The following is a 24,925-nucleotide window of genomic DNA, read 5'->3' as shown; positions in this document are numbered from 1 at the left end:
GCTTAAAGCGTTGTTTACTCCGTACGTGTTTACTCAATTTACCTTGAGTTGCGTATGAGTGAGTAACCATGTCCCGCGTAGTCGAGTTGCTTTGCTCGCGTCGGGCTCCGCAGGTGGCGGTGCTGGCGTTTGTGTCGGTCGGATTCAGCGCCTGTAGCGCGGACATGCAGACCCGGTTTCAGCAGGCTCCGTTCGGGCCTGTCGAATCCACCGGGTCGGTGCAGCAGCGGCCGCAGCCGCAGCGTTACGCAGAGCCGCGTGAGCTGCCGCAATATTCACGCCCGCAGTATCAGCAGGCGCAGCCGCAGTATCAGTCCCAGGCCTTGCCGCCGATCTCGGCCCCGCCGTCCTATCCGGTGGCGGGTGGGGGTAACGGCATGTCGGGTGGTGGACGCGGCGTCGCGTCTTACGAGCCGCCGCCGCGCTACGAGCCGCCGGCGCGTGCCCCGATGGAAGCGACCGGCGCCACAGCGCCGCGCTCCGTGGCGGCTGCCCGACCTGCTCCGGCACCCGCGCTGGCTCCTGCGCCTGCCGCCGGCACCACCATCATCGTCGGGACCAGCGACACGCTGGAAGGGCTGTCGCGCCGCTACAACGTCTCGACCGCCGATATCCTGCACGCCAATGGCTACAAGGGACCGCGCCGGCTTCAGCCGGGCCAATCGCTGGTCATCCCGCAGCGGACTGCCGCGCTGCAGGCGCCCGCCGCTGCGCCGCCCGCTGCCCGCCCGGTCGCGGCGGCACCGGCTCCGGCCGCCTCGCGCGTGCACTACGTCAATGCCGGCGACACACTGATGAACATCTCGCGTCGCAACAACGTTTCGCTGTCCGAACTGGCCCGGGCCAACAACCTGTCGACCACCGCGCATCTCAAGCCGGGCATGCGAATCAACGTGCCGGGCGGGCAGGCGACCGCAATGGCTGCGCCCGCCGCAGCCCCGGCAGCCGCGCCGGCTCCTGTCGCACAGGCTGCGGCGCCCGCCGCCGCGCCGCCGGTCCGGATGGCGACTGCGGCACCGGTCGAGCCCGTGCAGAAGGCCAGGATGGTTGCGCCGACCGAAACTCCGGCGGCGGCCGAGCCCGCCGAAGCGTCGCCCGTCAAGGCGGCCGAGGCCACCGGCGCGCTGCCGAGCTTCCGCTGGCCGGTGCGTGGCCGCGTCATCACCGCCTATGGCGCTAAGACCAACGGCAAATCCAACGACGGCATCAACCTCGCGGTGCCGGAAGGCACCCCGGTGAAAGCAGCCGAAGACGGCGTGGTCGCCTATGCGGGCAGCGAGCTGAAGGGCTACGGCAACCTGGTTCTGGTGCGCCACTCCAACGGCTACGTCACCGCCTACGCCCATGCCAGCGAACTGATGGTCAAGCGTGGCGAGACCATCAAGCGCGGCCAGACCATCGCGAAGTCCGGTCAGTCCGGCGAAGTCGGCTCCCCGCAGTTGCACTTCGAGATCCGCAAGGGATCGTCCCCGGTCGATCCGCTCAAGTTCCTCAACGGCGCCTGAGCAACGCCGTCGAGGGAAAATGCCTGACAAGCTGATGCCCGGCGCAAATGCCGGGCATTTTTTGATCTTCCGTGTCCCGGACACGCCGCAAGCGGCGCGTTGCGCCTTGTCCGGGGCACGGGGGAGTGGCTGAGCTTCGGCGGTCCGACGAGGTCATGCGGGGGCAGACGACTCGGCGGAGCGCTCGTCGCCGGGTGCCGCTATTTCATTGGACGTCCAATTTGTAGGACGCCTGCACGAAGGTGCCGTAGCGCTCGACGCGGATCGGCAGCAGTTGCGTCGCGACGGGACTGCCGAACCCGGCGGTCTCCACGTCGGTCGCCCACATCGCCCAATAGCGGCCGCCGACACCGACATTGAAGGTCGGTGTCACATCGTAGGTGAGGATCGCTTCCAGCTGAACGCCTTGCCCGACGCCCCAGGCGGGGGAGTCCTTGGATCCGACATCCGTCCTGTTGTGGTGGATGTCGAGCGCCGAAATGTGCGTGTAGGGAAGGTAGGCGGCGTCGACCGTGAGCTTGGCGCCGGGCGCGACGGTCAAGCTGCCGTTCGCGCCGATCCGCAGCGAGTGCCAGTCTTCATACTGGCTGATCGACAGACGGTTCGGCGGTCCGCAGAACGCCTCGGGATTTGGGTGCGCGATCTGGGTGCAATTGAATGCATCCTTGCGGTCGCGATAGAAATTGTAGCCGGCGAACACGCCGAGCTTGGCGGAGGCATCGCCGATCAGATCGATGCCGGCGTCCAGCGTTGCGTAGGCGATCGTGCCGGTGACCTTGTTGTGATACGTGTTCGAATAGGCCGTCGCGGAGTTGGGGTCGGTCGGGAACCAGTCCTCGTCGGTCATCTTCCCCGCGACCAGCCCGCCGCCACCAGCGAAGCCTTTCACGAACAGCTTGTGTGGGCCGTCGACCCGCCAGAACGCTTCGCCCGAATGCCCCTCGCTTTCATAGGTGAGGCGCGAGAGGAGATGGTTCTGCTGCGAAGTGATCGTGCTCAGCGTGAGGTCGTTCTGATAGCGGCCGTGGCTGTACCAATAGCGCGCGCCGACATCGATCTTCCACGCCGACCAGGAATTCACCGCCGGCGTCTTGAACGGGAGAAAACTGCCGGATTCGATGGCGTCGTCGGCGCGGCCGAAATAGTAGTTCACGCCGAGCTTGACCAGATGCGCATCCTGCCGGGCTCGTGTCGGCAAGCCGACGGTGTCGACGAGGCTGTTGATGTCGTCCGGGATTCGCTGAAATCCGCCGCCAGGACTGTTGATCCCGCGCGTGCCGAAATTGGCGTAGTCGTATTCGGCGCGGACGGCCCAGCGCGAGGACAGCGCGTGCTCGATGCCCGCGCCGACGGTCCAGCCCCAGCGCGTGGCGCTGAGGTCCGTCGCCGGCTGGTTCAGGTAGTCGGACGCGTTGGTCGTTATCGTCAGGTCGCCGACCAAAAACGCGGCGCCGCCTTTGACGTAGACCAGGGAATGTCCCTGCGGTCCGAACGCCTGACCGAACCGGCCGGTCAGGGTGCCGATCGCGTGTTCGCGCACCCTGCAGTTCGCGGACACGAACTGGCCAGCATAAGCCAGACAGGTGTCGGTGCCGTCGGCGTCGAGTGCGGAGGCATCGACCTCCACGCCGAGCAGCCATGGCGATCCCGGGAGCTGCCAATTATAGCCGGCCTGCAGGCCTCCGAGCGCTTTCGGCACGCGCACGGTATCGCCGTAGATCGATGCTCCGTAAGGATTTTCGACCTTCGCGGTTCCGAAGCCTCCGCCCAGATGTGCGCCCAGATAGAGCCCGGTCCAGCTCCACGCGTTGATGTACGCGGCCGAAGGGCGCGCGACATCCGATGCCTGGGCCGCACCGCAGGATGCGGCCAGAGCCGTGGAAAGACAGATCATCGATTTGCGCACGCCCGTTGCTCCCCATATTGCCCCGATCGACGGCATCGCCGTCCCAGCGACGGCGGTGCCACGAATCATCAGTGCAGTTTGGGATGACTGGCGTCGTTTTCGAAGCGGCACGTACCCGAGGAGATTACCTGGCTTGGATTACTAGGTCTCGAGCCGCACCTTCAGCCGGCCGGCGAGGTCCTGCACGAACTGCCAGGCGACGCGACCGGAGCGGGAGCCTCGGGTTGTCGACCATTCCAGCGCTTCGTGTTCGAGCTGGTCGTCGTCGATCGCGATGCCGAAATGGCCGCAATAGCCGCGGACCATGGCGAGAAATTCGTCCTGGCTGCATTTGTGGAAGCCGAGCCACAATCCGAAGCGATCCGACAGCGACACCTTTTCCTCGACCGCTTCGCCCGGATTGATCGCGGTCGAGCGCTCGTTCTCCATCATGTCGCGCGGCAGCAGATGCCGCCTGTTCGACGTCGCGTAGAGAATCACATTGTCGGGCCGGCCTTCGATGCCGCCCTCGAGCACCGCCTTCAGCGATTTGTACGAAGCGTCGTTGCCGTCGAACGACAGGTCGTCGCAGAATACGATGAAGCGATCGTCTGACGCACGCAGCAGCGTCATCAGCGCCGGCAGGCTCTCGATGTCTTCGCGGTGAATCTCGATCAGCTTCAATCGGCCGGCGACATCCGGCTGCGCGTTGACATGCGCGTGAGCGGCTTTGACCAGCGACGATTTGCCCATGCCGCGCGCGCCCCACAACAAAGCGTTGTTGGCGGGCAGGCCGGTCGCGAACCGCTCGGTATTTTCGATCAGCGTGTCGCGCATCCGGTCGACGCCCTGCAGCAGCGACAGGTCGACCCGGCTGACCTTTGGAACCGGCGCGAGCCGCCCCTCGGGATGCCAGATGAACGCTTCCGCAGACGCCAGGACGGCCGCGTCTGTATGTGCGGAAGTGCCTGCCATTTGCGTGGAAATGCCTTCCAGCGCGCGCGCGATCCGCTCCAAAAGCGCGCCGTCGAGCGCCGTTGCGGTGGGCTTCGCGGCCGGGCTGCGGCGCTTTGCAGCGGCCGCCTTGGCAGGCTTACGGGTAGCGGATTTCGCCGCGGGGCGGGCGGAGCGGGATTTTGTTGTTTTTGCCATTCTTGCACTTCCTGATGGCGCAGCCATATCGGGCTGCGGCACCCCCCGCAAGCCGCCCGCACGGGACGTCATAACAGGGGTGCCAGCGTTGCAATTGGGACCGCGGCCGCTATAGTCCGCGCGAATTTGCGCCCCCCGGACGTCGCCCCTGCGCCGCGCCGGCTCGCTTGCTTTCACGGGGAATCCGGATGTTTGTTACTCCTGCGTATGCTCAGGCCGCCGCCGCCGGCGGCGACGCCAACAGCATGCTGATGTCGCTGCTGCCGTTCGCGCTGATCTTCGTCATCATGTATTTCCTGATCCTGCGCCCACAGCAGCGCAAGGTGAAGGAGCACGCCGAGCTGGTGAAGAACGTCCGCCGCGGCGACACCATCATCACCTCGGGCGGGCTGGTCGGCAAGGTGACCAAGGTGGTCGACGACGACCAGATCGAATTCGAAGTCGCCGACGGTGTCCGCGTGCGCCAGATGCGCCAAATGATCACCGGCGTCCGCACCAAGGGCGAACCGGTGAAGGATGTGCCCGAGAAGGGCAAAGGCAAGAAGGACGCCGCCAAGGAGAGCGAGGCCAAGGCCGAGCCTGCCAAGGACGACACCGCATCGAGCTGATGCGGACACTGCGCCTTCTCGGTTTCTGACGGGACATCTCGATGCTATATTTTACACGGTGGAAGGCGCTGGCGGTCATTGTGACGGCGCTGGCGGTCTGCCTTTGCGCCGTTCCGAATTTCTTCCCCGAACACACCGTCAAGACATGGCCGAAATGGGCGCAGCGCCATCTGGTGCTGGGCCTCGACTTGCAGGGCGGCTCGCACATCCTGCTCGAAGTCGACGCCAACTCGGTCAAGAAGGACAAGCTCGATTCGGTGCGCGATGACGCCCGCCGTGTGCTGCGCGAGGCGCGGATCGCCTATACCGGTCTGGCCATCAAGGGCGACGTCGTCGAGGTCAAAATCAGCAAGGACTCCGACGTCCCGCAGGCCCTCACCAAGCTACGCGAGTTGTCGCAGCCGCTGGGTGGCTTGCTCGGCTCCAATGGCCAGCGCAGCCTCGAAGTCGCCGACGCCGGTAGCGGTTTGATCCGGCTGGCGGTGCCGTCTGCTGCGATCGCCGATCGCGTGCGCCAGTCGGTCGAGCAGTCGATCCAGATCGTCGAGCGCCGCGTCAACGAACTCGGCACTGTCGAGCCGCTGATCCAGCGCCAGGGCGCGGACCGTATCCTGGTCCAGGTGCCGGGCCTGCAGGATCCCACCCGACTGAAGGAATTGCTCGGCAAGACCGCCAAGCTGGATTTCCGCATGGTGGATTCGTCGGTGTCGCCGGACCAGGCGCAGGCCGGCCGGGCGCCGCCGGATTCCGACGTGCTGCTGAGCGCGCAGGCGCCGAAACAGCCCTACGTCATCAAGAAGCAGGTGCTGGTCTCCGGCGCCGACCTGACCGATGCGCAGCCGGGCTTTGATCAGCGCACCAGCGAGCCGATCGTCAGCTTCCGCTTCAACACCAACGGCGCCCGTAAATTCGCCCGCGCCACCACCGAGAATGTCGGCCAGCCGTTCGCCATCGTGCTCGACAACGAGGTGATCTCGGCCCCGGTGATCCGCGAGCCGATCACCGGCGGTTCGGGTCAGATCTCCGGCAGCTTCACGGTGCAGCAGGCCAACGATCTGGCGATCCTGCTGCGCGCCGGCGCACTGCCGGCGCCGCTGACCATCATCGAGGAGCGCACCGTCGGTCCCGGTCTCGGCGCGGACTCGATCGCCAAGGGCGAGCTTGCCGCCTATGTGGGCTCGATCCTCGTCATCATCTTCATGCTGCTGACCTACCGGCTGTTCGGCGTGTTCGCCAACATCGCGGTCGCAATCAACGTGGCGATGATCTTCGGCGTGCTGTCGCTGCTCAATGCGACGCTGACGCTGCCCGGCATCGCCGGCATCGTGCTGACCGTGGGCATCGCGGTCGACAGCAACGTGCTGATCTACGAGCGCATCCGCGAAGAATTGCGGGCAGGGCGCAACGCGATTTCGGCGATCGACGCCGGTTTCAAGCGGGCGCTGGCGACAATTCTCGACTCCAACATCACCACCTTCATCGCCGCCGCGGTGCTGTTCTACATCGGCACCGGCCCGGTGCGCGGCTTCGCCGTGACCTTCGGCATCGGCATCATCACCACTGTGTTCACCGCCTTCACCGTGACCCGGCTGATCGTCGCCGCCTGGGTCCGCTGGAAGCGGCCGCAGACCGTGCCGATCTGACGCCCCCCATCCGAGAGAGCTGCAAGTGACATCGACACAGTGGATTTTGATCGGGCTGGGCGTGCTGGTCACGGTGCTGACGTTCGTCAGCATCATGAACTGGCTGCCGTCGCTGCGGATCGTTCCCGACAATACCCATTTCGACTTCACCCAATTCCGCCGCATCAGCTTCCCGATTTCGGCGGTGCTGTCGATCGCCGCGATCACGCTGTTCTTCACCCACGGGCTGAATTTCGGCATCGACTTCAAAGGCGGTACGCTGCTCGAAGTCAGGGCTCATTCGGGCGCGGCCGATGTCCCGGGGATGCGCGAAACCCTCGGCAAGCTCGGACTCGGCGAAGTGCAGTTGCAGCAGTTCGGCGGACCATCCGAAGTGCTGATCCGCGTCGCAGAACAGCCGGGCGGTGATGCCGCGCAGCAAGAGGCGGTGCAGAAGGTGCGCGCTGCGCTCGGCAATTCGGTAGACTATCGCCGCGTCGAAGTGGTTGGCCCTCGCGTTTCCAGCGAACTGCTCGCCTATGGCATGCTCGGCCTGATCCTCGCGATCCTGGGCATTCTGATCTACCTCTGGTTCCGCTTCGAATGGCAGTTCGCGCTCGGCGCGATGATCGCCAACGTCCACGACATCGTGCTGACGATCGGCTTCATGTCGATCAGTCAGGTCGACTTCGACCTGACCTCGATCGCGGCGCTGTTGACCATTCTCGGCTACTCGCTGAACGACACCGTCGTGATCTACGACCGTATTCGCGAAATGCTGCGGCGCTACAAGAAGATGCCGATGCCGCAGCTGCTCAACGAGTCGATCAACTCGACGCTGTCGCGCTCGATCATCACCCACGTCACCGTGACGCTGGCGCTGCTCGCGCTGTTCCTGTTCGGCGGCCAGGCGATCCATTCGTTCACCGCCGTGATGATCTTCGGCGTGGTGCTGGTCGGCACCTACACGTCGATCTTCATCGCTGCCCCGATCCTGATCTATCTCGGCGTCGGCACGCATCGACTCGAAGCGCCAGACGATCAGCCCGAGCTGCCTGAGCCGGCCGCAACTGTGGTCGCTGAGACGTCGGCCTCGACACCGGCGGCGAAGAAGCCGGCCAAGGCCGGCAAGTCAGGGAAGCGCTGAGTTTTGGCGGAGCGCTCGGAGATCCCGCATTTTCCTCGGACGGCTTCGGTCGACGCTTACGGCAAGGGCGGGTTCTACTTCGGCGACATGTCGCATGTCGGCTCGCTGCTGTTCCTGCCGGATGCGGTGTGGGGCTGGGACGTGACTCGTCCCGAGCAGATCGACCGCTACGCTTTGCGACGCGTGTTCGACAACGCCAACGCAATCGAGACGCTGATCATCGGCACCGGCACCGATGTCTGGATCGCGCCGCGTCAGCTCCGTGAGCAACTACGCGCCGTCGGCATCGTTCTGGATACGATGCAGACCGGCCCCGCCGTGCGCACCTACAACATCATGATCGGCGAACGCCGCCGTGTCGCGGCCGCGCTGATCGCGGTGCCATGAGCGAGCCCGGCAGCGACGCCGATGCGGCGTTCTGCGCCGCCTTGGTGCGCGGCGCAGATTTCGACCGCTACGCTGCGACGCTGTTCGTCGACCCGCCGAGCCGTCGTTCGCTGCTGGCGCTGTACGCCTTCAACACTGAAATCGTCCGGATCCGCGAGCAGGTCAGCCAGCCGCTGCCTGGCGAAATCCGGCTGCAGTGGTGGACCGACACGCTGGCCGGCAGCGGCCACGGCGGTGTCGAAGGCAACCCGGTCGCTGCCGAACTCCTGCGCGCCGTCCGGGAGCATGCGCTGCCAATCGCGGCACTGTCGCAGCTGATCGAGGCGCATTTCTTCGATCTCTACAACGATCCGATGCCGAATGTGACGGCGCTCGAGGCCTATGCGGCCGACACCGATGGCACGCTGCTGGCGCTGGCAGCCCGCATCGTCGACCAGGGCTCGGAGGCGATCGATCATCTCGCCCGCCACGCCGGCATGGCGCTGGGCATCACTCGCGCCATCGCGCGGCTGCCGTTCGATGTGTCGCGGCGGCAGCTATTTCTGCCGCTCGAATTGCTGGAGCGGCACGGCAGCAACGAGGCCGATGCCTATGCGGGCCGCGAGACGCCAGAGCTGCGCCAGGCGCTCAACGATCTGATCGCCATCGCGCTGCGCCATCTCGACGCCGCCCAGCAGTTGCTGGCCGAAGCGCCCAAGCCGGCGCGCCGTGCTTTCCTGCCGCTGGCGCTGGCCCGCCGCGACCTCGACGTGATGGCCCAGTCCGACACTGACTTGTTCGCCCCGTTCGACCGCTCACGCCTCGTGACGCTGTGGACGCTGTGGAAAGCGGTGCGGACGAAGGCGTTTCGCTGAGGCGCTTTGGAATAAGCCGTGCCCGGACAAGGCGCAGCCGCCGCTTGCGGCGGTGCGCCGCCGATCCGGGGGCCCGGTTCTTTCTGCGATGGCCGCCAATCGCTGCGCGTGCGGTCTTGGTCGCGTTGAACCGGGGTCCCGGATCTGCGGCGACGCGCTACGCGCGGCGCCTTGTCCGGGACACGGGAAGAGCGAAACTATGCTGCCGCCGGCAGCTTCACGCTTTCCGCAATCCAGCCGTCCATGTCGGCGAGCGCGCGGGCGCTCAGCGCCTGCTTCTTGGCGACGGACTTGTCCGGGCCGCGCAGCTTCTTGCCGTCGGGGCCGTGAGTCGGCGCTTGCGCGAGCGGCGGGAACAGGCCGAAATTGATGTTCATCGGCTGGAACGAGCGCGGTCCGGCGTCGATGGTTTCGATGTGGCCGCCGGTGATGTGGCCGAGCAGGGCGCCGAGCGCGGTGGTCGGCGGCGGCGAAGTCAGCGATGTGCCGAGCGCATCGGCCGCCGCTGCGAGTCCCGCGAACAGACCCACGGCGGCGGATTCGACGTAGCCCTCGCAGCCGGTCATCTGCCCGGCGAAGCGCAGCCGCGGCGCGGCGTGCAGGCGCAGGCCGCTATCCAGCAGCTTCGGCGAGTTCAGAAACGTGTTGCGATGTAGCCCGCCAAGCCTTGCGAATTCAGCACTTTCCAGCCCGGGGATGGTGCGGAAGACGCGCTGCTGGGCGCCATAGTTCAGCTTGGTCTGGAAGCCGACCATGTTGAACAGCGTGCCGAGCTTGTTGTCCTGGCGGAGCTGGACGATAGCGTAGGGCTTCACCGTGGGATTATGCGGGTTGGTGAGTCCGACCGGTTTCATCGGCCCATGGCGCAGCGTCTCGCGGCCGCGCTCGGCCATCACCTCGATCGGCAGGCAGCCGTCGAAATACGGCGTGTCCTTCTCCCAATCCTTGAAGTCGACCTTCTCGCCGGCGATCAGCGCATCGACGAAGGTGTCGTACTGTTCGCGGGTCATCGGACAGTTGAGATAGTCGGCGCCGGTACCGCCGGGGCCGGCCTTGTCGTAGCGCGACTGAAACCAGGCGACCGACATGTCGATCGAGTCGCGATGCACGATCGGCGCGATCGCGTCGAAGAAGGCCAGCGCGGACTCGTCTGTCAGCGACCGGATCGCCTCGGCGAGCGGCGCCGAGGTCAGCGGGCCGGTGGCGACAATGACGTTGCCCCAGTCCTCGGGCGGTAGGCCGGCGATCTCCTCACGGCGGATCTCGATCAGCGGATGTTCGGCCAGGGCCTTGGTCACCGCGGCGGAGAAGCCGTCGCGATCGACCGCCAGCGCGCCGCCGGCCGGGACCTGGTTGGCGTCGGCTGCGCGCATCACCAGCGAGCCGAGCTTCCGCATTTCGGCATGCAGCAGGCCGACCGCGTTGTTGGCGGCGTCGTCGGAGCGGAAGGAATTGGAGCAGACCAGCTCGGCGAGGCCATCGGTCTTGTGTGCCTCGGTCGAGCGATGCGGCCGCATCTCGTGCAGCACGACACGCACGCCGGCGCGAGCTAGCTGCCAAGCAGCTTCGGTGCCGGCGAGGCCGGCGCCGATAATATGGACAGGCTGGTGCGAAGAGGGAATTGGTGTGCTGATCATGCGCTACAGCTAGCGCGTTTCAGCACCGGGTCAATTCCGTTTCCAACTTGCGGGCGATGTTCCCATCGCTCAGCAACGCCCGGATGCGACAACGCCCGCAATGCTGCGGGCGCTGGCCGTGAACAGGTCGGTCGGACGGTCAACCGTTAAAGTGACCGGACGCCACGCGCGGGATATCCGAGCGGTCGAGTCCGATGTCGGCCAGTTCGCGATCGCTGAGCTGCGAGAGTTCAGCGAGGTTGCGCTGATAGTCGCGGAACGCGCGAAGGGCGCGAATAAGCGAAAGCAACATGACGAAGTCTCCTTGTGTCGCCGTTCAGTCCTTCGGAGGGGCCGAACCGGTTGACTGCAATATAGGAGACACCCGTCGATTCCAGCAGCGTAAATGCTGCACCGCAGCTAGGCGATACACACATACCTCCGACAAGGAATGATTAACCCTTCTGGCGCAGCTCGGCGTCCGCTCTCGCATGGGTCGACGAGCCGCGATCGGCGGGAAAATTCGACTGCCAAGACCTGTATTCACACTATAGTGCATTCCGGCCGCAACTTCCGTCATTTGGCGCCGGATTTGTCGACCCGTTTCGGCACAAAGCTTCTAGGACTCAGTCCAAGGGCGGTTAAGCCGGTGGAACAATGTGGCGCCGTCGCATGCGTTAAACGCATGATGAACACACATTCAATCGGCCGATCAAATTGATCCATCGCAATGCACCATTCGGGTTCCCCGCCGGCCGAAATCGGCCGGCGGCTTGTCGAGAATGAGTCGTAATTCAGTTTTCGTTCCGCGTCGGCCATTGCAGCAGGGTGGCTGGGAAGTCGGCCGCCGAGCGCTTGATGCGACGTGAGGGTCGGATCTGCGGCGGGAAGGGGTTCGGCTCGACCGCCTTGCGGTAGAGATGCCAAGTCGCGTGTCCGAGCAGCGGAATCACCACCGCGAGGCCGAGGAAGGCCGGCAGAGAGCCCACCACCAGCAGGGCCGCGACGATCAGGCCCCAGACGGCGATCTGCAGCGGATTGCGGGCGGCCACGCGCAGCGAGGTGGTCACCGCATCGCCGATCCCGGCGTGGCGGTCGAGCATCATCGGAAAGGACACCACGCTGACGCACAGCGCCACGGCCGCAAACAGAAAGCCGACGCCGCAGCCCACCACGATTAGCATCCAGCCTTGGGGCGTGGTCAGCACGCGGCTGAAGAAATCCGGGATCGCGGCAGCCGGTGCATAGCCGAACGCCGAGACGTAGATCGCTTGCGCGGCCGCGATCCACACCACGAATACGGCGAGCAGGATGGCACCGAGCCCGAGCATCGCACCGAACGACGGCGAGCGCAGCACGTCGAAGGCGTGCCAGGCGGACGCGTCGGCCCCGATCTCGCGGCGTCGGCTCAGCTCGTACAGGCCGAGCGCTGCGAACGGGCCGATCAGCGCGAAGCCGGCGGCGAGCGGAAACAGCAGCGGCAGCACCGAGTAGCCGAGCACGAGCCGCGCCAGCGCCAGGCCGAGGATCGGATAGATCACGCACAGCACGACGGCGTGGCTGGGCACGGCCTTGAAGTCGTCCCAGCCGCGACGCAGCGCGTCGTGCAGATCGGCGAGGGTGAGCCGATGGACAATCGGCGCGGTCGCCGGGACCACGCCGATCTCGGGGGCATTTGCAGGGTAGATCGTCGCCATGTTCGTTTCTCCCATGCTGTTGCACGTTGCGAACCGGCTCTGCTGCCGTGACCGGCTGGCCGGCTTGGTTCGCGGAAAACGATCAGGATCGGTGGACCAGACGCGAGAGCAATTTTGAACTGGTCTTGAGACCGAGCGTGCCGCGAACTGTGCCGCAAGCTTAGCGCGGTTTGCCGGGCGCGCTCGTCACGCTTCGGTGAGAGAGCGTCAACGTGCAACCTCGTAGTTAGTTGCTGCGCTGCGGCCTGAAGGCGGTGCAGCATCGGCGGCCCTCGCAACCATCGCGTCTCGAGTTACTTGTAGCAGGGGCGAAGCTTCATCGCGCTGCCATATTTGGCAAGCTCACCGCAACGCGGTAGCTTCGCCGGCCGGACGCGGTGCCATCGTCACTGTCCGGTCGTCACCATCCACCTGGAGGAAACATGAGCATTTTCGGCAAGATCATGAGCGCAATCTTCGGCAGCAGCGCGGATGCTGCGCCGCAGGCCGCGCCCGGTGCAAACTCGACCACCACCGCGGGCGCCGGCAGCGCGCCGGCACAGACGGCTCCGGGCCAGACCGTCGATGTCGCCCCGATCCTCGACAAGGCCGTGGCCGGCAAGGGCGAGAAGCTCGAGTGGCGCACCTCGATCGTCGATCTGATGAAGGCACTCGACATCGACTCCAGCCTGTCGGCGCGCAAGGAACTCGCCAAGGAGCTCGGCTTCACCGGCGACATGAACGACAGCGCCAGCATGAACATCTGGCTGCACAAGCAGGTGATGACCAAGCTGGCCGCCAATGGCGGCAAGCTGCCGGACGATATCAAGCACTGATCGCGCACAGCCGCACTTCACCCGGGAAGGCCCGCTTCGGCGGGCCTTCTTGCGTTCGGCGCTGCGTTCGGCGGTTCGGCGACGCAGGCTCACAGGCGGGCTCCCGCTCAGGCCTTGAGGTCGGAATATTCCGGATGGGCGTCGAGATAGTCTGCGACGAAGCCGCAGCCGGCAGTAACCTTGAGGCCGTCGGCCCGGATGTGGTCGAGTGCGCCGCGTACCAGCGACGAGGCGATGCCGCGGCCGCGCAGCGGCGGCGGAGTCTCGGTGTGGGTGATGATGACGCGACCATTGACGCGGCGATAATTCGCGAACGCGATCTCGCCATGGGCATCGAGCTCGAAGCGGCTTTGCGCCTTGTTGTCGCGCACGTCGGCCGCGGTTGTGGTCCCGCTCATGGCGTCTCCCTTTTCGTGTTGGTGTCGCATGGACTGTGATGCTGCCGGCCGGGCGGCACGCCGTGGCCAACAGGTGTTGTCGCGTCTGCTCATGTCAAGAGTGGTGCGGCAATGCAAGCTTGCACGGCTGCGATGCGCACCGCTGTCGATGAAGCTCGGCGCTTCAAGCCACAGGACAACGCCGGACGCAATCCGGGATATTCCCAAGGTTGATCGCGTCGATGCTGTCCTGATGTGTTCGGCGTCGCTAGGTCAACCCGTCGTCCGGAATGTTGAGGATGGTACCGCACGCTTTGCAATGCACCGCGTCGGCGTCGTGGCGCTGCAGCGCGCAGGTCGGGCAGGGGAAGCGCACCTTGTTGGGACTGAGCAGCGCGCGCGCCAGATTGAAGAACAGCGTGACGCCGAAGATCATGATCACCACGCTGATCATCCGGCCGGTGGTGCCGGAGAGCGTGATGTCGCCGAACCCTGTCGTCGTCAGCGCCGTGACGGTGAAGTACAGCGCGTCCGCGTAGTTGGCGATCTGCGGGTTGCGGAAGTGCTGGGTCTCGTACACCAGCGCCGTCATCACGAAGATGAACACGGCCAGATTGGTGATAGCGATCACCACTTCCTCGTTGCGGCGGAAGAAATGACTGTCGCTGCGCAGCCGCGCCAGCATCTGATAGTCGCGCAGCAGCCGCAGCGTGCGCAGGATACGCAGGAAGCCGCCGGCTTCGCCGGTCAGCGGCGCCAGGAACGAGACGATCGCGACGACGTCGGTCCAGGTCGCGAGCCGGCCGAATTCGCGTAGCGGACGGCGGCTGGCGTACAGCCGCGCGGCGAAGTCGATCAGGATCAGCGCGCCGAACACGCCGTCCAGTATCTCGATGAGGTCGTTCGGCGGCAGGAACGAGGTGCCGATGATGAACGCGATGGTGACGATATCGAACGCCAGCAGGGCGTAGCGAAACGCCACGCCGCGCGGCGTCGTGCCCTCGTAGAGCCGGCGGATGGCGACGCGGAGATCATGCAGGGTCATGGCGAAGTTCTGGCCGGGACGGGCGGGTGAAGCAAGGGGAGCGGGCCGCGCGCCGGAGTGCCGGTCGGCCGCTGCGGGTCGCTGATCGGTTGGTGGTCGTCATCGCCTCGAACGAACGTCACGCACACCCCTCCGTTCCCGCGGCGCCAAACGCCCGGGGTTTGCGGTGAACGTCCCGCCCTCGATCAGACGAGGGCGCGCGGAACGCCGGGTGCCCGATGCACCCGCGGCCTCGTGTGCAACAAACAAAAGCACACGAGTTCGACACCACGGTCACACCGGAGACGCCCGGCGTTCCGCACGCAATGGTTTTAACGGCCTGGTTCGACGAAGACCCCTGGTGGGCGAGCCTGAGTAATCCACCATTGTGGGAGGCTGACGCACCGTCCGCGTTCGCCCGGGGAGGTGAGACCGCCGCCTTTCGGGTCGGCTGTCGGCACCTCGGGGCGGGCGCGGCTTGGCGCTGCTCCCTGCGCAAGGCGATGCGCCGGGATATCGCGACTTTGGCCGTCCGGGAGCCGCGCGGGTCGTCGACCCCTGCTCACCCGCCACGGTTACCCGTGACGCGATCGAGGGCCAGAACGCCGCTCCCGTCCACCGCATCCCACCCCGCGTTCGTGACGATCGCGAACGCCCCTCGCAGCGAGGTGGGATGAACGGACTATAGTCACAGGTTTAAAGTCCTGTCAAGCGGTGGCCGACCCTTTTGTCTTGAACTGGGACGCGACATCCTTTCCGCGAGTCATTCCGGGGCGGCCGCCGCACAGCGGCGGACGAACCCGGAATCTCTGCGCCGCTGGGTCGGCCAACATCTCGGGATTCCGGATCGGCGCGCTGCGCGCACCGTCCGGAATGATGTGTGCGGCGAGCGGGCTGTGGCGCCGGCCGCCAACCATGCTAGTCTACCCGATCGGATATCCATGTTGGTCCAACAATGCGCCACGAACGTATCCAGATCGATCCCAACGTGATGGCCGGAAAACCGGTGGTACGCGGCACGCGCATCCCGGTGGAGCTGATTCTGCGCAAGCTCGGCGCCGGATTGTCGCCCGCGGAGATTGTCGCCGAGCATCCACGCCTGACAGCCGACGATATCCGGGCGGCCCAGGCCTTCGCGGCGGACTATCTGGCAGATCAAGACGTCATCTTCGGTTGACCCATGCGCTGGCTCGCCGACGAGTGCGTGTCCGCCTCGTTAGTCAGGTCGCTGCGCGCTGACGGTCATGATGTGCTGTATATCGCCGAGATGGCACCGGGACTCAGCGATGCCGACGTAATTGATTTCGCAGTCACCGACGAACGATTGCTGCTGACAGAGGACAAAGATTTCGGCGAGCTCACCGTTCGATTTGGACACTCCGTTCCGGGCTTGGTGTTGCTCCGGATTGATCCGGCCGACTCGGCAATGCAGGCCGCGCGGCTGAAAGATGTCATCGCGCGGTATGGGGCCGATCTGTTCGGCCGCTATGTCGTGATCGAGCAGGCGCGCATGAGAGCACGTAAATTGCGGGCGGACGGCAAAGCCTGACCTATCGCCCGCAATTCCACACCGGCCCGATCGGCGTCTGCGTCCAGCACGGCCCGATGCTCCCGCCATTATAGCGGCCGCGGTAGAAGCCCGGCCGGCCGAGATAGCGCCAGTCGCCGTTCCAGCGCGGATAGTCCGGCGTCGGGTCGATGTACCACGGACGCGGCTTGTGCATCAGCGCGAGCTGCGCGCGCGACAGCTTCTGCATGAACAGCGGCACCGAATTGCTCGGCGGCTGCACATAACCGGGCAGGCCGCTGCTCTGCGCCCGCTTGGCCTTCTTGGACGAAGCCGCCGAGGCGGTGAGGGGAACAAGCGCGAGCGCGACGGCGAGCGTGAGAGAGGTGAGGCGGTTCATGGGGGGGAGTGTAGACGGGCTGGGGCGGGAGGGCGAGACACATTCGGGTGCGACGGGCGGGCGCGGCGCGCCGTAGCCCGCATGGAGCGAAGCGGAATGCGGGGACCGCCTAAGCCCCGGATATCGCTCCGCTCACCCGGGCTACAACCTGTCGCCACGCTGACAAGAAGCGAAATGCGGGTTTCTGATCAGTCCCGGATTGCGCTGCGCTTCATCCGGGCTACGGCTTGCTGCCGCGACGTTGAAGGAAGCCATTGCAAAGAGAGAAGACAAGAGGAAGAAGAGAGAGGCGAAGCATGGCGGAATGTATGGGCTTCAGCGAAGTCACAGCTATTGAAATAAGGTGCATCGGCAGTTGGGCCAGCGCGACGATGTGCATGTCGCAATATCCTTTCACGACACTCATTCGAGCTTAGTGTGCTACGTCTCGGAAATTGGAGCGACGTAGCCTTTGTTCGTCTGAGTGTCGTGAATAAAACTAAAGTTTAACTACTCCAAATCACATATATACGATTACGATTACTAATGCTTATGGCCTGAGTATTACTACATTTGGCACGGAGTTTGAATGTTTGGGGCCGTCGATCGATTGTTGAAGAGTGGTACTACTCGCTTACATGGCATGGTGTTGGCTAGCTTGTATCTATATTTTCTGCTCTTAATTGCAAGCTTTACCGCCGGAGCCATTACAATTGCGGTGAGCGCAGTCGGCGAGTTGGCGGAGGCGAAATCGACGTCCTTAGCCGCGATACTCTCGTCTCCGGAACTGCGGAGTTCCGCAGCCAAATTAGGTGTCGGAGCTACAGCTGCGCTATTCATAGTAGCAGCATTTCGTAATATCGCTCATCGTGTTGAAGCTGCATTAGGGCGTGTCTTCAGCAAGCGGATCACCAGTGAATCGTCGACAAGCGAATCCGTATCGGCAGCCGAACGTTTGGTGGCAGCAACGGGCGACGTTATGGTTCGAGAGTTTCAATCTCGAATTCAGAAAGAGATCGATGCTGCGGTCGAGCGTCTTTCGGCTACTTCAGAAAAACTAATCAAAACACAGCTGGCTGATCGTATCGATGCCGTTGTGGGAGATGATCTAATTTCAGTACTCGGTGAGAAGATCGCAAAGCAGACAGATGAGGTTGCGCAGCTAAATTCATTTAAGCAGGACGCCTTTGATCGATTCGTGCAAATGCGTAATAGAGCATTGCAGTATGCGGAAGCCGCTCGTATCCAGGCGAGCTACTTTCGATGGATAGGAATCGCCTTATCTCTCGTTGGGCTCACCGTTCTGGGAATGATGCTATATCTAAATCTCCGTCAATTCTTGAGCGACCCGGCGTTGATGGAACGTCACGTCGACTGGTCGATGTCGTTGCTTCGACATGGTCCAAGTTATACATTTGTTGTCTTGTGCGAATTCTTGGCTCTAATAATGTTCAGATATCAATCAAAAGGCCTTGAATATATGAGATACTTCTCCAACGAGGGGACCAATATTGATGCGCGGCAAATAGCATTCATGTCAGCGCTGCGATATATGGATAAGGCCAAACTTGCCAGAATAATAGAGCGGCTGGAGGCTACCGAGAGGAATTTTCTGATCGGAAAGGATCAGCGAACCTTAGAGCTCGCAAACAATGAAAATGAAGATAGGCTCTTTGAAAGGGTCAAGAAGTTGATGTCTGTGACGCAGCCCATGTCGTCACCAATGGAAGAAAGCGCAAGCGCTAAAGGCCCTAGGAGAAGATCGAGGTCCGCCTAGATCGATTCAGCCGCCTCGTCCGTCTTCCACTTCGCCGCACCCTCGGCCGAGGTCGATGACCCTGTCGCCCGTCTTGATGATTGCCATTTGGACTGAATCTGGGCACGATTCGGACTTCACTCCGCAGCGACGGGCCTCAGTTCGAACACTCGGCCGTATTTTGCGGCTTCGGCCAGGTCGCGGCGACGGAGCGCTTCGCGAGCGGCATCGAGTTTTCGGACTTCCGCCGGCGACCGATAGGGCGACCACGCGGTGTCGTCCTCGATCAACTCGACTTGGATTTCGGCGCAGTAACGGCCTTCGTGGATGAATTCTCTCGACACACGAGTCATCATGGCCTCCGTTGCATGAAGTCCGCGGACGATCGTCGCGCGGAACGGGGCGATACTCCATCTTTAGAAGTACCGGACCGCCGAGTAGCCCCTCAATCGTAATGCATTTCATCGTGGCCCGCATGAGCGAAGCGATATGCGGGAGCGTTCAAGACCCGGTCGTCGCTTCGCTCACCCGGGCTGCGCTCGCAGAGTTACTGAAGGAGAGTCCCGCCTCCGTCAATAATTTCTCGTTTAGGGCTTGTATCGAAAACACTGCCTCCTCCATCGCGGCCAAGAGTCGACAAGTTAGTGATGCCCACGTCTCACGCATTTCGTCGAATTCATTGTTGTAGTCGAACCACAAATCATTGTGCAAAAGGAAGCCGCTTATCTCCCAGGTTCGCAGGTCTGCAAATTCGTCTATTCGTCCTCGGGGGCCATGAATCACATAGTTGCGATATCTGATTATTCTGCCGTTCTCCTTCTCGTATTTTCGAATGATCGAGCCAACTCTAGCTGAAATTTCTTTTCTTTCGCTCTTAGCGCAGAGGATGTCCGACAAACTGTCGCCGAAGAGTTTCAAGCGCTCTTTGAAATTGTATGCTTCGAGAGAAATTCGTTGGCAGGTGTCTTCAAGTCGTGAAGATGCGTTGATTGTACCGGTGCGGCGTGACAAGCGAGAAAGTCGAATTCTAGCGCGATACGCCGAAAGTATCGGCGATACAAGTCCCCCTAAATCGTGCAGATAACGCTGATCAGGTGTTAGGTCCGCATAATTGGCCCGGTCTGTAATCAACTCTTTCAAGTAATCTCTATGCAGATCTGCGCTAAACCTATCGCGATGCTCCGAAGGTTCGAAAAACGGAGCGCGAAACTCGAAATACTTTCGAGTTATCTCCCCGACATGATTGTGAAGGCGCAGAGTATATCTCAGAGTTCTCTTCATGACGATCGCGTATCGCTAATTGTAATCTCACTCCGCCGCCTCGTCCGCCTTCCGCTTCCGCACCGCCGTCGGCGGTTTCTTCTCCAGCACCGGCTTCAAAAACTTCCCCGTGTAGCTCCTTGGTGCCTTGACGATGTCCTCCGGCGGGCCCCAGGCGACGATTTCGCCGCCGCCGTCACCGCCTTCGGGGCCGAGATCGATGACCCAGTCGGCGGTCTTGATGACTTCGAGATTGTGCTCGATCACCACCACGGTGTTGCCCTGCGCGACCAGCTCGTGCAGCACTTCGAGCAGTTTGGCGACGTCGTGGAAATGCAGGCCCGTCGTGGGCTCGTCCAAAATATACAGCGTGCGGCCGGTGGCGCGCTTGCTCAGTTCCTTGGCGAGCTTGACGCGCTGGGCTTCGCCGCCGGACAGCGTGGTGGCCTGCTGGCCGACATGGATGTAGTCGAGGCCGACGCGGTGCAGGGTCTTGAAGGTCTCGCGGACGCGCGGCACCGCCTTGAAGAAGTCGGCGGCTTCCTCGACCGTCATGTCGAGCACGTCGGCGATCGACTTGCCCTTGAACAGCACTTCGAGCGTTTCGCGGTTGTAGCGCTTGCCCTTGCAGACGTCGCAGGTGACGTAGACGTCGGGCAGGAAGTGCATCTCGATCTTGATGACGCCGTCGCCCTGGCACGCCTCGCAGCGACCGCCCTTGACGTTGAAGCTGAAGCGGCCCGGCTCGTAGCCGCGCGCCTTGGATTCGGGCAGGCCGGCGAACCACTCGCGGATCGGCGTGAACGCGCCGGTGTAGGTGGCGGGGTTGGAGCGCGGGGTGCGGCCGATCGGCGACTGGTCGATGTCGATGATCTTGTCGATGTGCTCGAGGCCTTCGATACGGTCGTGCGGCGCCGGCGGCTCGCTGGCATTGTTGAGCTTGCGGGCGATCGCCTTGTAGAGCGTATCGATCAAGAGCGTCGACTTGCCGCCGCCGGACACGCCGGTGACGCAGGTGAACAGGCCGAGCGGAATCTCGGCCGAGACGTTCTTGAGATTGTTGCCGCGGGCGTTGATCACCTTCAGCGTGCGGCGATGGTTCGGCGGCCGGCGCTCAGGCACCGGCACGAACATCTCGCCGGTGAGATACTTGCCCGTTAGTGAGTTCGGATTGGCCATCACCTCGGCGGGGGTGCCCTGGGCGATGATGTTGCCGCCATGGACGCCGGCGCCGGGGCCGATGTCGAGCACGAAATCGGCCAGCCGAATGGCGTCCTCGTCGTGCTCGACGACGATCACGGTGTTGCCTAGGTCGCGCAGCCGCTTGAGGGTGTCGAGCAGCCGGGCATTGTCGCGCTGGTGCAGGCCGATCGACGGCTCATCGAGCACGTAGAGCACGCCGGTGAGGCCTGAGCCGATCTGCGAGGCGAGGCGGATGCGCTGGCTCTCGCCGCCCGACAGCGTGCCGGCGGCGCGCGCCAGCGTCAGATAGTTGAGGCCAACGTCGAGCAGGAAGCTCAGCCGGTCGCGGATCTCTTTCAATATGCGGACGGCGATTTCGTTTTGCTGGGTGTTGAGCGACGCGGGGACGGCGGCGAACCAGTCGCCGGCGGCCTTCACCGACAGTTCCGAGACGTCGCCGATGTGCTTGCCGCCGATCTTGACGCACAGCGCCTCTGGCTTCAGCCGGTGGCCGTGGCAGGCCTCGCACGGCACGTCGGAGAAGTACTTGCCGAGCTCCTCGCGGGCCCACTCGCTCTCGGTCTCGCGGAAGCGGCGCTCGATATTGGTGACGACGCCCTCGAACGGCTTCTTGGTGTCGTAGGAGCGCACCCCGTCCTCATAGGAGAACTTGATCTCGTCGTCGCCGGAGCCGTAGAGCAGGGCGTTCTGCGTCTTCTTCGGCAGGTCCTTCCACTTGGTGTCGAGCGTGAACTTGTAGAACTTAGCCAACGCGGTCAGCGTCTGCACGTAGTAGGGCGATGACGACTTGGCCCACGGCGCGATCGCGCCCTTGCGCAGCGTCAGCTCCTTGTCGGGCACCACCAGATCGGCGTCGATGTGCTGCTCGATGCCGAGACCGCCACATTCCGGGCAGGCGCCATAGGGGTTGTTGAACGAGAACAGCCGCGGCTCGATCTCCGGGATGGTGAAGCCGGACACCGGGCAGGCGAACTTCTCCGAGAACAGGATGCGCTCGGCGCCGCTCTTGTCGTGGATCTTGGCCACTTTCTTGTCGGCCTTTTTCTTCTTGCCCTCGGGCTCTTCGGCGGCCGGAGCGGGCGCAGCCGCCGCAGCGGGGGCGTCGGCGAATTCGATCACCGCCAGGCCTTCGGCCAGCTTCAGCGCGGTTTCAAAACTCTCGGCGAGGCGCTGGCCGATGTCGGGGCGCACGACGATGCGGTCGACCACGACGTCGATGTCGTGCGGGAATTTCTTGTCGAGCGTCGGCGCTTCGGCGAGCTCATGGAAGGTGCCGTCGATCTTGACGCGCTGAAAGCCCTTCTTGAGCCACTCGGCGAGCTCCTTGCGGTACTCGCCCTTGCGGCCGCGCACCACCGGCGCCAGCAGATACAGCCGCGTGCCTTCCGGCAGCGCCAGCACTCGGTCGACCATCTGCGACACGGTCTGGCTCTCGATCGGCAGGCCGGTGGCCGGCGAGTAGGGCACGCCGACGCGCGCCCACAGCAGGCGCATGTAGTCGTAGATTTCGGTGACGGTGCCGACCGTCGAGCGCGGGTTCTTCGACGTGGTCTTCTGCTCGATCGAGATCGCCGGCGACAGGCCGTCGATCTGGTCGACGTCCGGCTTCTGCATCATCTCGAGGAATTGCCGCGCATAGGCCGACAGCGACTCGACGTAGCGGCGCTGGCCCTCGGCGTAGATGGTGTCGAACGCCAGCGAGGATTTGCCGGAGCCGGACAGGCCGGTGAACACCGCCAGCTTGTCGCGCGGGATGACGACGTCGACGTTCTTGAGATTGTGCTCGCGGGCGCCGCGAATGGTGATGGAGGTCCGGCTCGAGGCCAAAGCCGTCTGATGGGTTGGCTGTTGGGCCGGCTGGCGCTTCGCCTTGATCACTTCGTCCATGCAGGGTGTCCAGGCGCGGCGGGCGCGCAAGTTGGGCACGACCGGATCGACCAGGCCACGCCGGGGAAGAGCTGAGCCTGGAACATAGGAAGAACGATCAGCAATTTCCAGAGCCGAGGCGTGACCATCAACCGGATTGTTCGCCGACAGCGAGGCAGACCGGGCGGTTCCTCACCCGTGGGCGTAGACCCCCCGCAAAAACAAAAAGGCCGGCGCGAGGCCGGCCTTTCGTGTCTCAGATCTTCGCCTCGGATGTTCGCGTCTCGGACGCGAGCGCGAAGCTCAGTACTTCGCGACCACCGGGCCACCCCAGCGATAGTTGATGCGGGCGGTGACGATGTCGGCGTCCTGCTTGATGCGGTCTGCGGAGCCGTTCGAGAACGTCACGTCCTTCTTGTCCAGGAAGAGATGATCGTATTCGACCGCGAACGACCAGTTCGGGGTGAAGCCGTATTCGAAGCCGGCACCAACCGCCGCGCCCCAGCGAGTCTCGGAGGCGTCAGCGAACGTCGCGCCGATGCCGGTCGGATAGAAGCTGTACTTGTCGCTGACCACCGCGGCGCCGCCCTTGGCGTAGAGCAGGGCGTTGTCCCAGGCGTAGCCGATACGGGCGGTGAACAGGCCGAAGGCTTCGATCTTCGACTGGTTGGTGAAAGCCGGAGCGGCCAGGCTGACGTTCGAGCCCTTGAAATCGGCCCAGTTGCCCTGCGCCTCGACGCCGAACACCCAGGAGGCGACCTGCCAGTTGTAGCCGATCTGACCGCCGGCGGTGGCGCCGGAGGCGTCATGCGAGCCTTCGCTCACCAGCCCGCCCGGAACGTACAGATCCCAGCTCTTGCGGCTGGTCCCCCAACCGGCGTTGGCGCCGACGTAGAAACCGGACCAGTTGTAAACCGCCACAATGATCGGCGGAGCCTTGGTGTAGGGACGCGCCGCGAGATCGGCAGCCATTGCCGGCGCCGCACCCAGAGCGATCAAAGCCACAGTACCCAGGAAAAGCTTTTTCATCGTAATACCCCATCCGCTGAAGAGCCTGATGCGTTGTCCCCCGCACAGGCTGGCGCGAGCGCCTTCTCAATTCGTGATGGAACCATACGCTGTTCCCGCGACAGATGCCGTCTCCGAAAAGTCACACTGCGGGATAAGTTGGAACCCGGAAGGCCCTGATATCTCATCAGCAATTGGAGAATTTCGGCATCGGTTTACCGCTTGCCGAACGTGGATGCGAGACGGCTCCCGGCTGTTCGAATGGATAACCTTGACTGATCCGCGACTTAGGTGTTGCGCAGAACAAAACTGGAACATAGTTTGGGCTGTAATGCCGGTGGATAACGGGGGCGGCGCGGCCATTTCCCGGCCGCGGAGGATGGGCGGCGAGCGGCGGACAGCGTAAGCGCTAGGACAGCAACACTTGCGCGCGTGGCAGGGCCGGCGCGTGACGATCGATTCGAAGGAGACGGCGATGGCGGGAAGCGTGAACAAGGTGATCCTGATCGGGAATCTCGGTGCGGATCCGGAGATCAAGCGGACCCAGGACGGCCGGCCGATCGCCAATCTCCGCATCGCCACGTCGGAGAGCTGGCGCGACCGCGCCACCGGCGAGCGCAAAGAGAAGACCGAATGGCACCGCGTCGTGATCTTCAGCGAAGGGTTGTGCAAGGTCGTTGAACAATACCTCAAGAAGGGCGCGAAGGTTTACATCGAAGGCCAGCTGCAGACACGCAAATGGACCGATCAGAGCGGCGCCGAGCGCTACAGCACCGAGGTTGTGCTGCAGAACTTCAATTCGGTGCTGACGATGCTGGACGGCCGCGCCGGCGGCGGCAGTGGCGGTGGCTACGGCGGGGACGACCAGTCCGGCGGCGATTTCGGCTCGGGTGGTCCGTCGGGCGGCGGCTACAGCTCGGGCGGCCAATCGCGCCGGCCGGTCGCGGCGAGCGGCGGCGGTGGCGGTGGCCACGCCAACGACATGGACGACGATATCCCGTTCTAAAGGTTGTCGGCGGGTGGGGAAGGCGCGGCCGCTCGGGCAACGGGGCGGCCGCTGCCGTTTGGGTTCGTCACGGCCGGCCCCATTCTCCCTGGCTCGTCATTCCGGGCCGCGAGCGCAGCGAGCGAACCCGGAATCTGCGGCGGGCACGGCTTGGCGAACGCCGCACAAACCAACCAACTTCGAGATTCCGGGTTCGCGCGCCAGGGCGCGCGCCCCGGAATGACTGCCACTTGGTACTTCGCGCAGCCTCA

The 24,925-nt window shown here is 63.9% G+C and carries 24 protein-coding genes; 11 read left to right on the top strand and 13 right to left on the bottom strand.

What is annotated here, in order from left to right:
- The first annotated feature begins 68 nt into the window (after positions 1–68).
- Positions 69–1,505, top strand: coding sequence for a LysM peptidoglycan-binding domain-containing M23 family metallopeptidase (locus LPW26_RS14705; protein ID WP_238736159.1), 1,437 nt, complete (start codon positions 69–71; stop codon positions 1,503–1,505).
- Between the two features lie 205 nt (positions 1,506–1,710).
- On the opposite strand, the gene LPW26_RS14700 is transcribed toward LPW26_RS14705, so the two are convergent.
- Both LPW26_RS14700 and LPW26_RS14695 read right to left on the bottom strand, forming a co-directional pair.
- A complete protein-coding gene (locus LPW26_RS14700; protein ID WP_238736158.1) occupies positions 1,711–3,411 on the bottom strand; it encodes an outer membrane protein in 1,701 nt (566 codons plus the stop codon).
- A gap of 141 nt (positions 3,412–3,552) precedes the next feature.
- Entirely contained in the window at positions 3,553–4,542 is a 990-nt protein-coding gene (locus LPW26_RS14695) for an ATP-binding protein (protein ID WP_238736157.1), read from the bottom strand.
- 188 nt (positions 4,543–4,730) lie between these two features.
- Here LPW26_RS14695 and yajC point away from each other — a divergent pair, with 188 nt between their 5' ends.
- The 5 genes from yajC to LPW26_RS14670 are packed head-to-tail and all read left to right on the top strand — an operon-like array spanning position 4,731 to position 9,160.
- Positions 4,731–5,150, top strand: a complete 420-nt coding sequence (gene yajC, locus LPW26_RS14690) for a preprotein translocase subunit YajC (RefSeq protein WP_238736156.1) — start codon at positions 4,731–4,733, stop codon at positions 5,148–5,150.
- A gap of 41 nt (positions 5,151–5,191) precedes the next feature.
- A complete protein-coding gene (secD, locus tag LPW26_RS14685; protein WP_238736155.1) occupies positions 5,192–6,793 on the top strand; it encodes a protein translocase subunit SecD in 1,602 nt (533 codons plus the stop codon).
- A gap of 25 nt (positions 6,794–6,818) precedes the next feature.
- The gene (gene secF, locus LPW26_RS14680; protein ID WP_238736154.1) at positions 6,819–7,919 is read left to right on the top strand and encodes a protein translocase subunit SecF; all 1,101 of its coding nucleotides are present in this window, start codon (positions 6,819–6,821) and stop codon (positions 7,917–7,919) included.
- A gap of 3 nt (positions 7,920–7,922) precedes the next feature.
- Entirely contained in the window at positions 7,923–8,306 is a 384-nt protein-coding gene (locus LPW26_RS14675) for an Mth938-like domain-containing protein (RefSeq protein WP_238736153.1), read from the top strand.
- Positions 8,303–9,160, top strand: a complete 858-nt coding sequence (locus tag LPW26_RS14670) for a phytoene/squalene synthase family protein (RefSeq protein WP_238736152.1) — start codon at positions 8,303–8,305, stop codon at positions 9,158–9,160. Before LPW26_RS14675 ends, LPW26_RS14670 begins: the two co-directional genes overlap by 4 nt.
- A 197-nt stretch (positions 9,161–9,357) precedes the next feature.
- On the opposite strand, the gene trmFO is transcribed toward LPW26_RS14670, so the two are convergent.
- The 3 genes from trmFO to LPW26_RS14655 all read right to left on the bottom strand — a co-directional run bounded on the left by trmFO (position 9,358) and on the right by LPW26_RS14655 (position 12,473).
- Complete coding sequence (trmFO, locus tag LPW26_RS14665; RefSeq protein ID WP_238736151.1) at positions 9,358–10,797, bottom strand: methylenetetrahydrofolate--tRNA-(uracil(54)-C(5))-methyltransferase (FADH(2)-oxidizing) TrmFO; 1,440 nt, start codon at positions 10,795–10,797, stop codon at positions 9,358–9,360.
- A 139-nt stretch (positions 10,798–10,936) separates the two neighbouring features.
- Positions 10,937–11,089, bottom strand: coding sequence for a DUF1127 domain-containing protein (locus tag LPW26_RS14660; RefSeq protein ID WP_011441614.1), 153 nt, complete (start codon positions 11,087–11,089; stop codon positions 10,937–10,939).
- Positions 11,090–11,570: 481 nt separating this feature from the next.
- Positions 11,571–12,473, bottom strand: a complete 903-nt coding sequence (locus LPW26_RS14655) for a DUF2189 domain-containing protein (RefSeq protein WP_238736150.1) — start codon at positions 12,471–12,473, stop codon at positions 11,571–11,573.
- Between the two features lie 422 nt (positions 12,474–12,895).
- Here LPW26_RS14655 and LPW26_RS14650 point away from each other — a divergent pair, with 422 nt between their 5' ends.
- Positions 12,896–13,288: a DUF3597 domain-containing protein gene (locus tag LPW26_RS14650; RefSeq protein ID WP_238736149.1), complete on the top strand. Its 393-nt coding sequence runs from the start codon at positions 12,896–12,898 to the stop codon at positions 13,286–13,288.
- 107 nt (positions 13,289–13,395) lie between these two features.
- On the opposite strand, the gene LPW26_RS14645 is transcribed toward LPW26_RS14650, so the two are convergent.
- Positions 13,396–13,686 (bottom strand): GNAT family N-acetyltransferase, encoded by a 291-nt coding sequence (locus LPW26_RS14645; RefSeq protein ID WP_238736148.1) that lies wholly within the window; start codon positions 13,684–13,686, stop codon positions 13,396–13,398.
- A 247-nt stretch (positions 13,687–13,933) separates the two neighbouring features.
- Positions 13,934–14,710, bottom strand: a complete 777-nt coding sequence (locus LPW26_RS14640) for a potassium channel family protein (RefSeq protein ID WP_238736147.1) — start codon at positions 14,708–14,710, stop codon at positions 13,934–13,936.
- A gap of 934 nt (positions 14,711–15,644) precedes the next feature.
- Between LPW26_RS14640 and LPW26_RS14635 the strand changes: the two genes are divergently transcribed.
- Entirely contained in the window at positions 15,645–15,866 is a 222-nt protein-coding gene (locus tag LPW26_RS14635; RefSeq protein WP_238736146.1) for a DUF433 domain-containing protein, read from the top strand.
- A 3-nt stretch (positions 15,867–15,869) separates the two neighbouring features.
- Positions 15,870–16,238 carry a DUF5615 family PIN-like protein gene (locus tag LPW26_RS14630; RefSeq protein ID WP_238736145.1) on the top strand — a complete coding sequence of 123 codons (369 nt, stop codon included), beginning with the start codon at positions 15,870–15,872 and terminating at the stop codon, positions 16,236–16,238.
- 1 nt (position 16,239) lies between these two features.
- Here the strand turns inward: LPW26_RS14630 and LPW26_RS14625 are convergent, their stop codons facing one another.
- Complete coding sequence (locus LPW26_RS14625; protein WP_238736144.1) at positions 16,240–16,596, bottom strand: hypothetical protein; 357 nt, start codon at positions 16,594–16,596, stop codon at positions 16,240–16,242.
- Positions 16,597–16,816: 220 nt separating this feature from the next.
- On the bottom strand, positions 16,817–16,975 hold the full coding sequence (locus LPW26_RS14620) for a hypothetical protein (protein ID WP_238736143.1): 159 nt from the start codon (positions 16,973–16,975) through the stop codon (positions 16,817–16,819).
- Positions 16,976–17,164: 189 nt separating this feature from the next.
- On the opposite strand from LPW26_RS14620, the gene LPW26_RS14615 reads away from it, so the two are divergent.
- Positions 17,165–18,352 (top strand): hypothetical protein, encoded by a 1,188-nt coding sequence (locus LPW26_RS14615; RefSeq protein WP_238736142.1) that lies wholly within the window; start codon positions 17,165–17,167, stop codon positions 18,350–18,352.
- Positions 18,353–18,468: 116 nt separating this feature from the next.
- Here the strand turns inward: LPW26_RS14615 and LPW26_RS14610 are convergent, their stop codons facing one another.
- The 4 genes from LPW26_RS14610 to LPW26_RS14595 form a co-directional block, all read right to left on the bottom strand.
- On the bottom strand, positions 18,469–18,684 hold the full coding sequence (locus tag LPW26_RS14610; RefSeq protein ID WP_238736141.1) for a hypothetical protein: 216 nt from the start codon (positions 18,682–18,684) through the stop codon (positions 18,469–18,471).
- 148 nt (positions 18,685–18,832) lie between these two features.
- Complete coding sequence (locus LPW26_RS14605; protein WP_238736140.1) at positions 18,833–19,471, bottom strand: hypothetical protein; 639 nt, start codon at positions 19,469–19,471, stop codon at positions 18,833–18,835.
- Positions 19,472–19,639: 168 nt separating this feature from the next.
- Entirely contained in the window at positions 19,640–22,681 is a 3,042-nt protein-coding gene (gene uvrA, locus LPW26_RS14600; RefSeq protein ID WP_238736139.1) for an excinuclease ABC subunit UvrA, read from the bottom strand.
- A 282-nt stretch (positions 22,682–22,963) separates the two neighbouring features.
- Complete coding sequence (locus LPW26_RS14595) at positions 22,964–23,689, bottom strand: outer membrane protein (RefSeq protein WP_238736138.1); 726 nt, start codon at positions 23,687–23,689, stop codon at positions 22,964–22,966.
- A gap of 454 nt (positions 23,690–24,143) precedes the next feature.
- Here LPW26_RS14595 and LPW26_RS14590 point away from each other — a divergent pair, with 454 nt between their 5' ends.
- A complete protein-coding gene (locus LPW26_RS14590; protein WP_238736137.1) occupies positions 24,144–24,674 on the top strand; it encodes a single-stranded DNA-binding protein in 531 nt (176 codons plus the stop codon).
- Positions 24,675–24,925 lie beyond the last annotated feature (251 nt).

Source organism: Rhodopseudomonas infernalis (assembly GCF_022271405.1).
Classification (GTDB): domain Bacteria; phylum Pseudomonadota; class Alphaproteobacteria; order Rhizobiales; family Xanthobacteraceae; genus Rhodopseudomonas; species Rhodopseudomonas infernalis.
The sequence above is the reverse complement of the archived record's forward strand: the minus strand, read 5'-3'. Positions and strand labels throughout refer to the sequence as shown.

Bases quoted from the DNA above. Each gene is read 5' to 3' on its own strand.
- yajC (WP_238736156.1), top strand. From the start codon at position 4,731: ATGTTTGTTACTCCTGCGTATGCTCAGGCCGCCGCCGCCGGCGGCGAC.
- LPW26_RS14660 (WP_011441614.1), bottom strand. From the start codon at position 11,089: ATGTTGCTTTCGCTTATTCGCGCCCTTCGCGCGTTCCGCGACTATCAG.
- LPW26_RS14635 (WP_238736146.1), top strand. From the start codon at position 15,645: ATGCGCCACGAACGTATCCAGATCGATCCCAACGTGATGGCCGGAAAA.
- LPW26_RS14625 (WP_238736144.1), bottom strand. From the start codon at position 16,596: ATGAACCGCCTCACCTCTCTCACGCTCGCCGTCGCGCTCGCGCTTGTT.
- LPW26_RS14610 (WP_238736141.1), bottom strand. From the start codon at position 18,684: ATGACTCGTGTGTCGAGAGAATTCATCCACGAAGGCCGTTACTGCGCC.
- LPW26_RS14620 (WP_238736143.1), bottom strand. From the start codon at position 16,975: ATGCACATCGTCGCGCTGGCCCAACTGCCGATGCACCTTATTTCAATA.
- trmFO (WP_238736151.1), bottom strand. From the start codon at position 10,797: ATGATCAGCACACCAATTCCCTCTTCGCACCAGCCTGTCCATATTATC.
- LPW26_RS14595 (WP_238736138.1), bottom strand. From the start codon at position 23,689: ATGAAAAAGCTTTTCCTGGGTACTGTGGCTTTGATCGCTCTGGGTGCG.
- LPW26_RS14695 (WP_238736157.1), bottom strand. From the start codon at position 4,542: ATGGCAAAAACAACAAAATCCCGCTCCGCCCGCCCCGCGGCGAAATCC.
- LPW26_RS14650 (WP_238736149.1), top strand. From the start codon at position 12,896: ATGAGCATTTTCGGCAAGATCATGAGCGCAATCTTCGGCAGCAGCGCG.
- LPW26_RS14670 (WP_238736152.1), top strand. From the start codon at position 8,303: ATGAGCGAGCCCGGCAGCGACGCCGATGCGGCGTTCTGCGCCGCCTTG.
- LPW26_RS14630 (WP_238736145.1), top strand. From the start codon at position 15,870: ATGCGCTGGCTCGCCGACGAGTGCGTGTCCGCCTCGTTAGTCAGGTCG.
- LPW26_RS14615 (WP_238736142.1), top strand. From the start codon at position 17,165: ATGTTTGGGGCCGTCGATCGATTGTTGAAGAGTGGTACTACTCGCTTA.
- LPW26_RS14640 (WP_238736147.1), bottom strand. From the start codon at position 14,710: ATGACCCTGCATGATCTCCGCGTCGCCATCCGCCGGCTCTACGAGGGC.
- LPW26_RS14590 (WP_238736137.1), top strand. From the start codon at position 24,144: ATGGCGGGAAGCGTGAACAAGGTGATCCTGATCGGGAATCTCGGTGCG.
- LPW26_RS14645 (WP_238736148.1), bottom strand. From the start codon at position 13,686: ATGAGCGGGACCACAACCGCGGCCGACGTGCGCGACAACAAGGCGCAA.
- uvrA (WP_238736139.1), bottom strand. From the start codon at position 22,681: ATGGACGAAGTGATCAAGGCGAAGCGCCAGCCGGCCCAACAGCCAACC.
- secD (WP_238736155.1), top strand. From the start codon at position 5,192: ATGCTATATTTTACACGGTGGAAGGCGCTGGCGGTCATTGTGACGGCG.
- LPW26_RS14655 (WP_238736150.1), bottom strand. From the start codon at position 12,473: ATGGCGACGATCTACCCTGCAAATGCCCCCGAGATCGGCGTGGTCCCG.
- LPW26_RS14705 (WP_238736159.1), top strand. From the start codon at position 69: ATGTCCCGCGTAGTCGAGTTGCTTTGCTCGCGTCGGGCTCCGCAGGTG.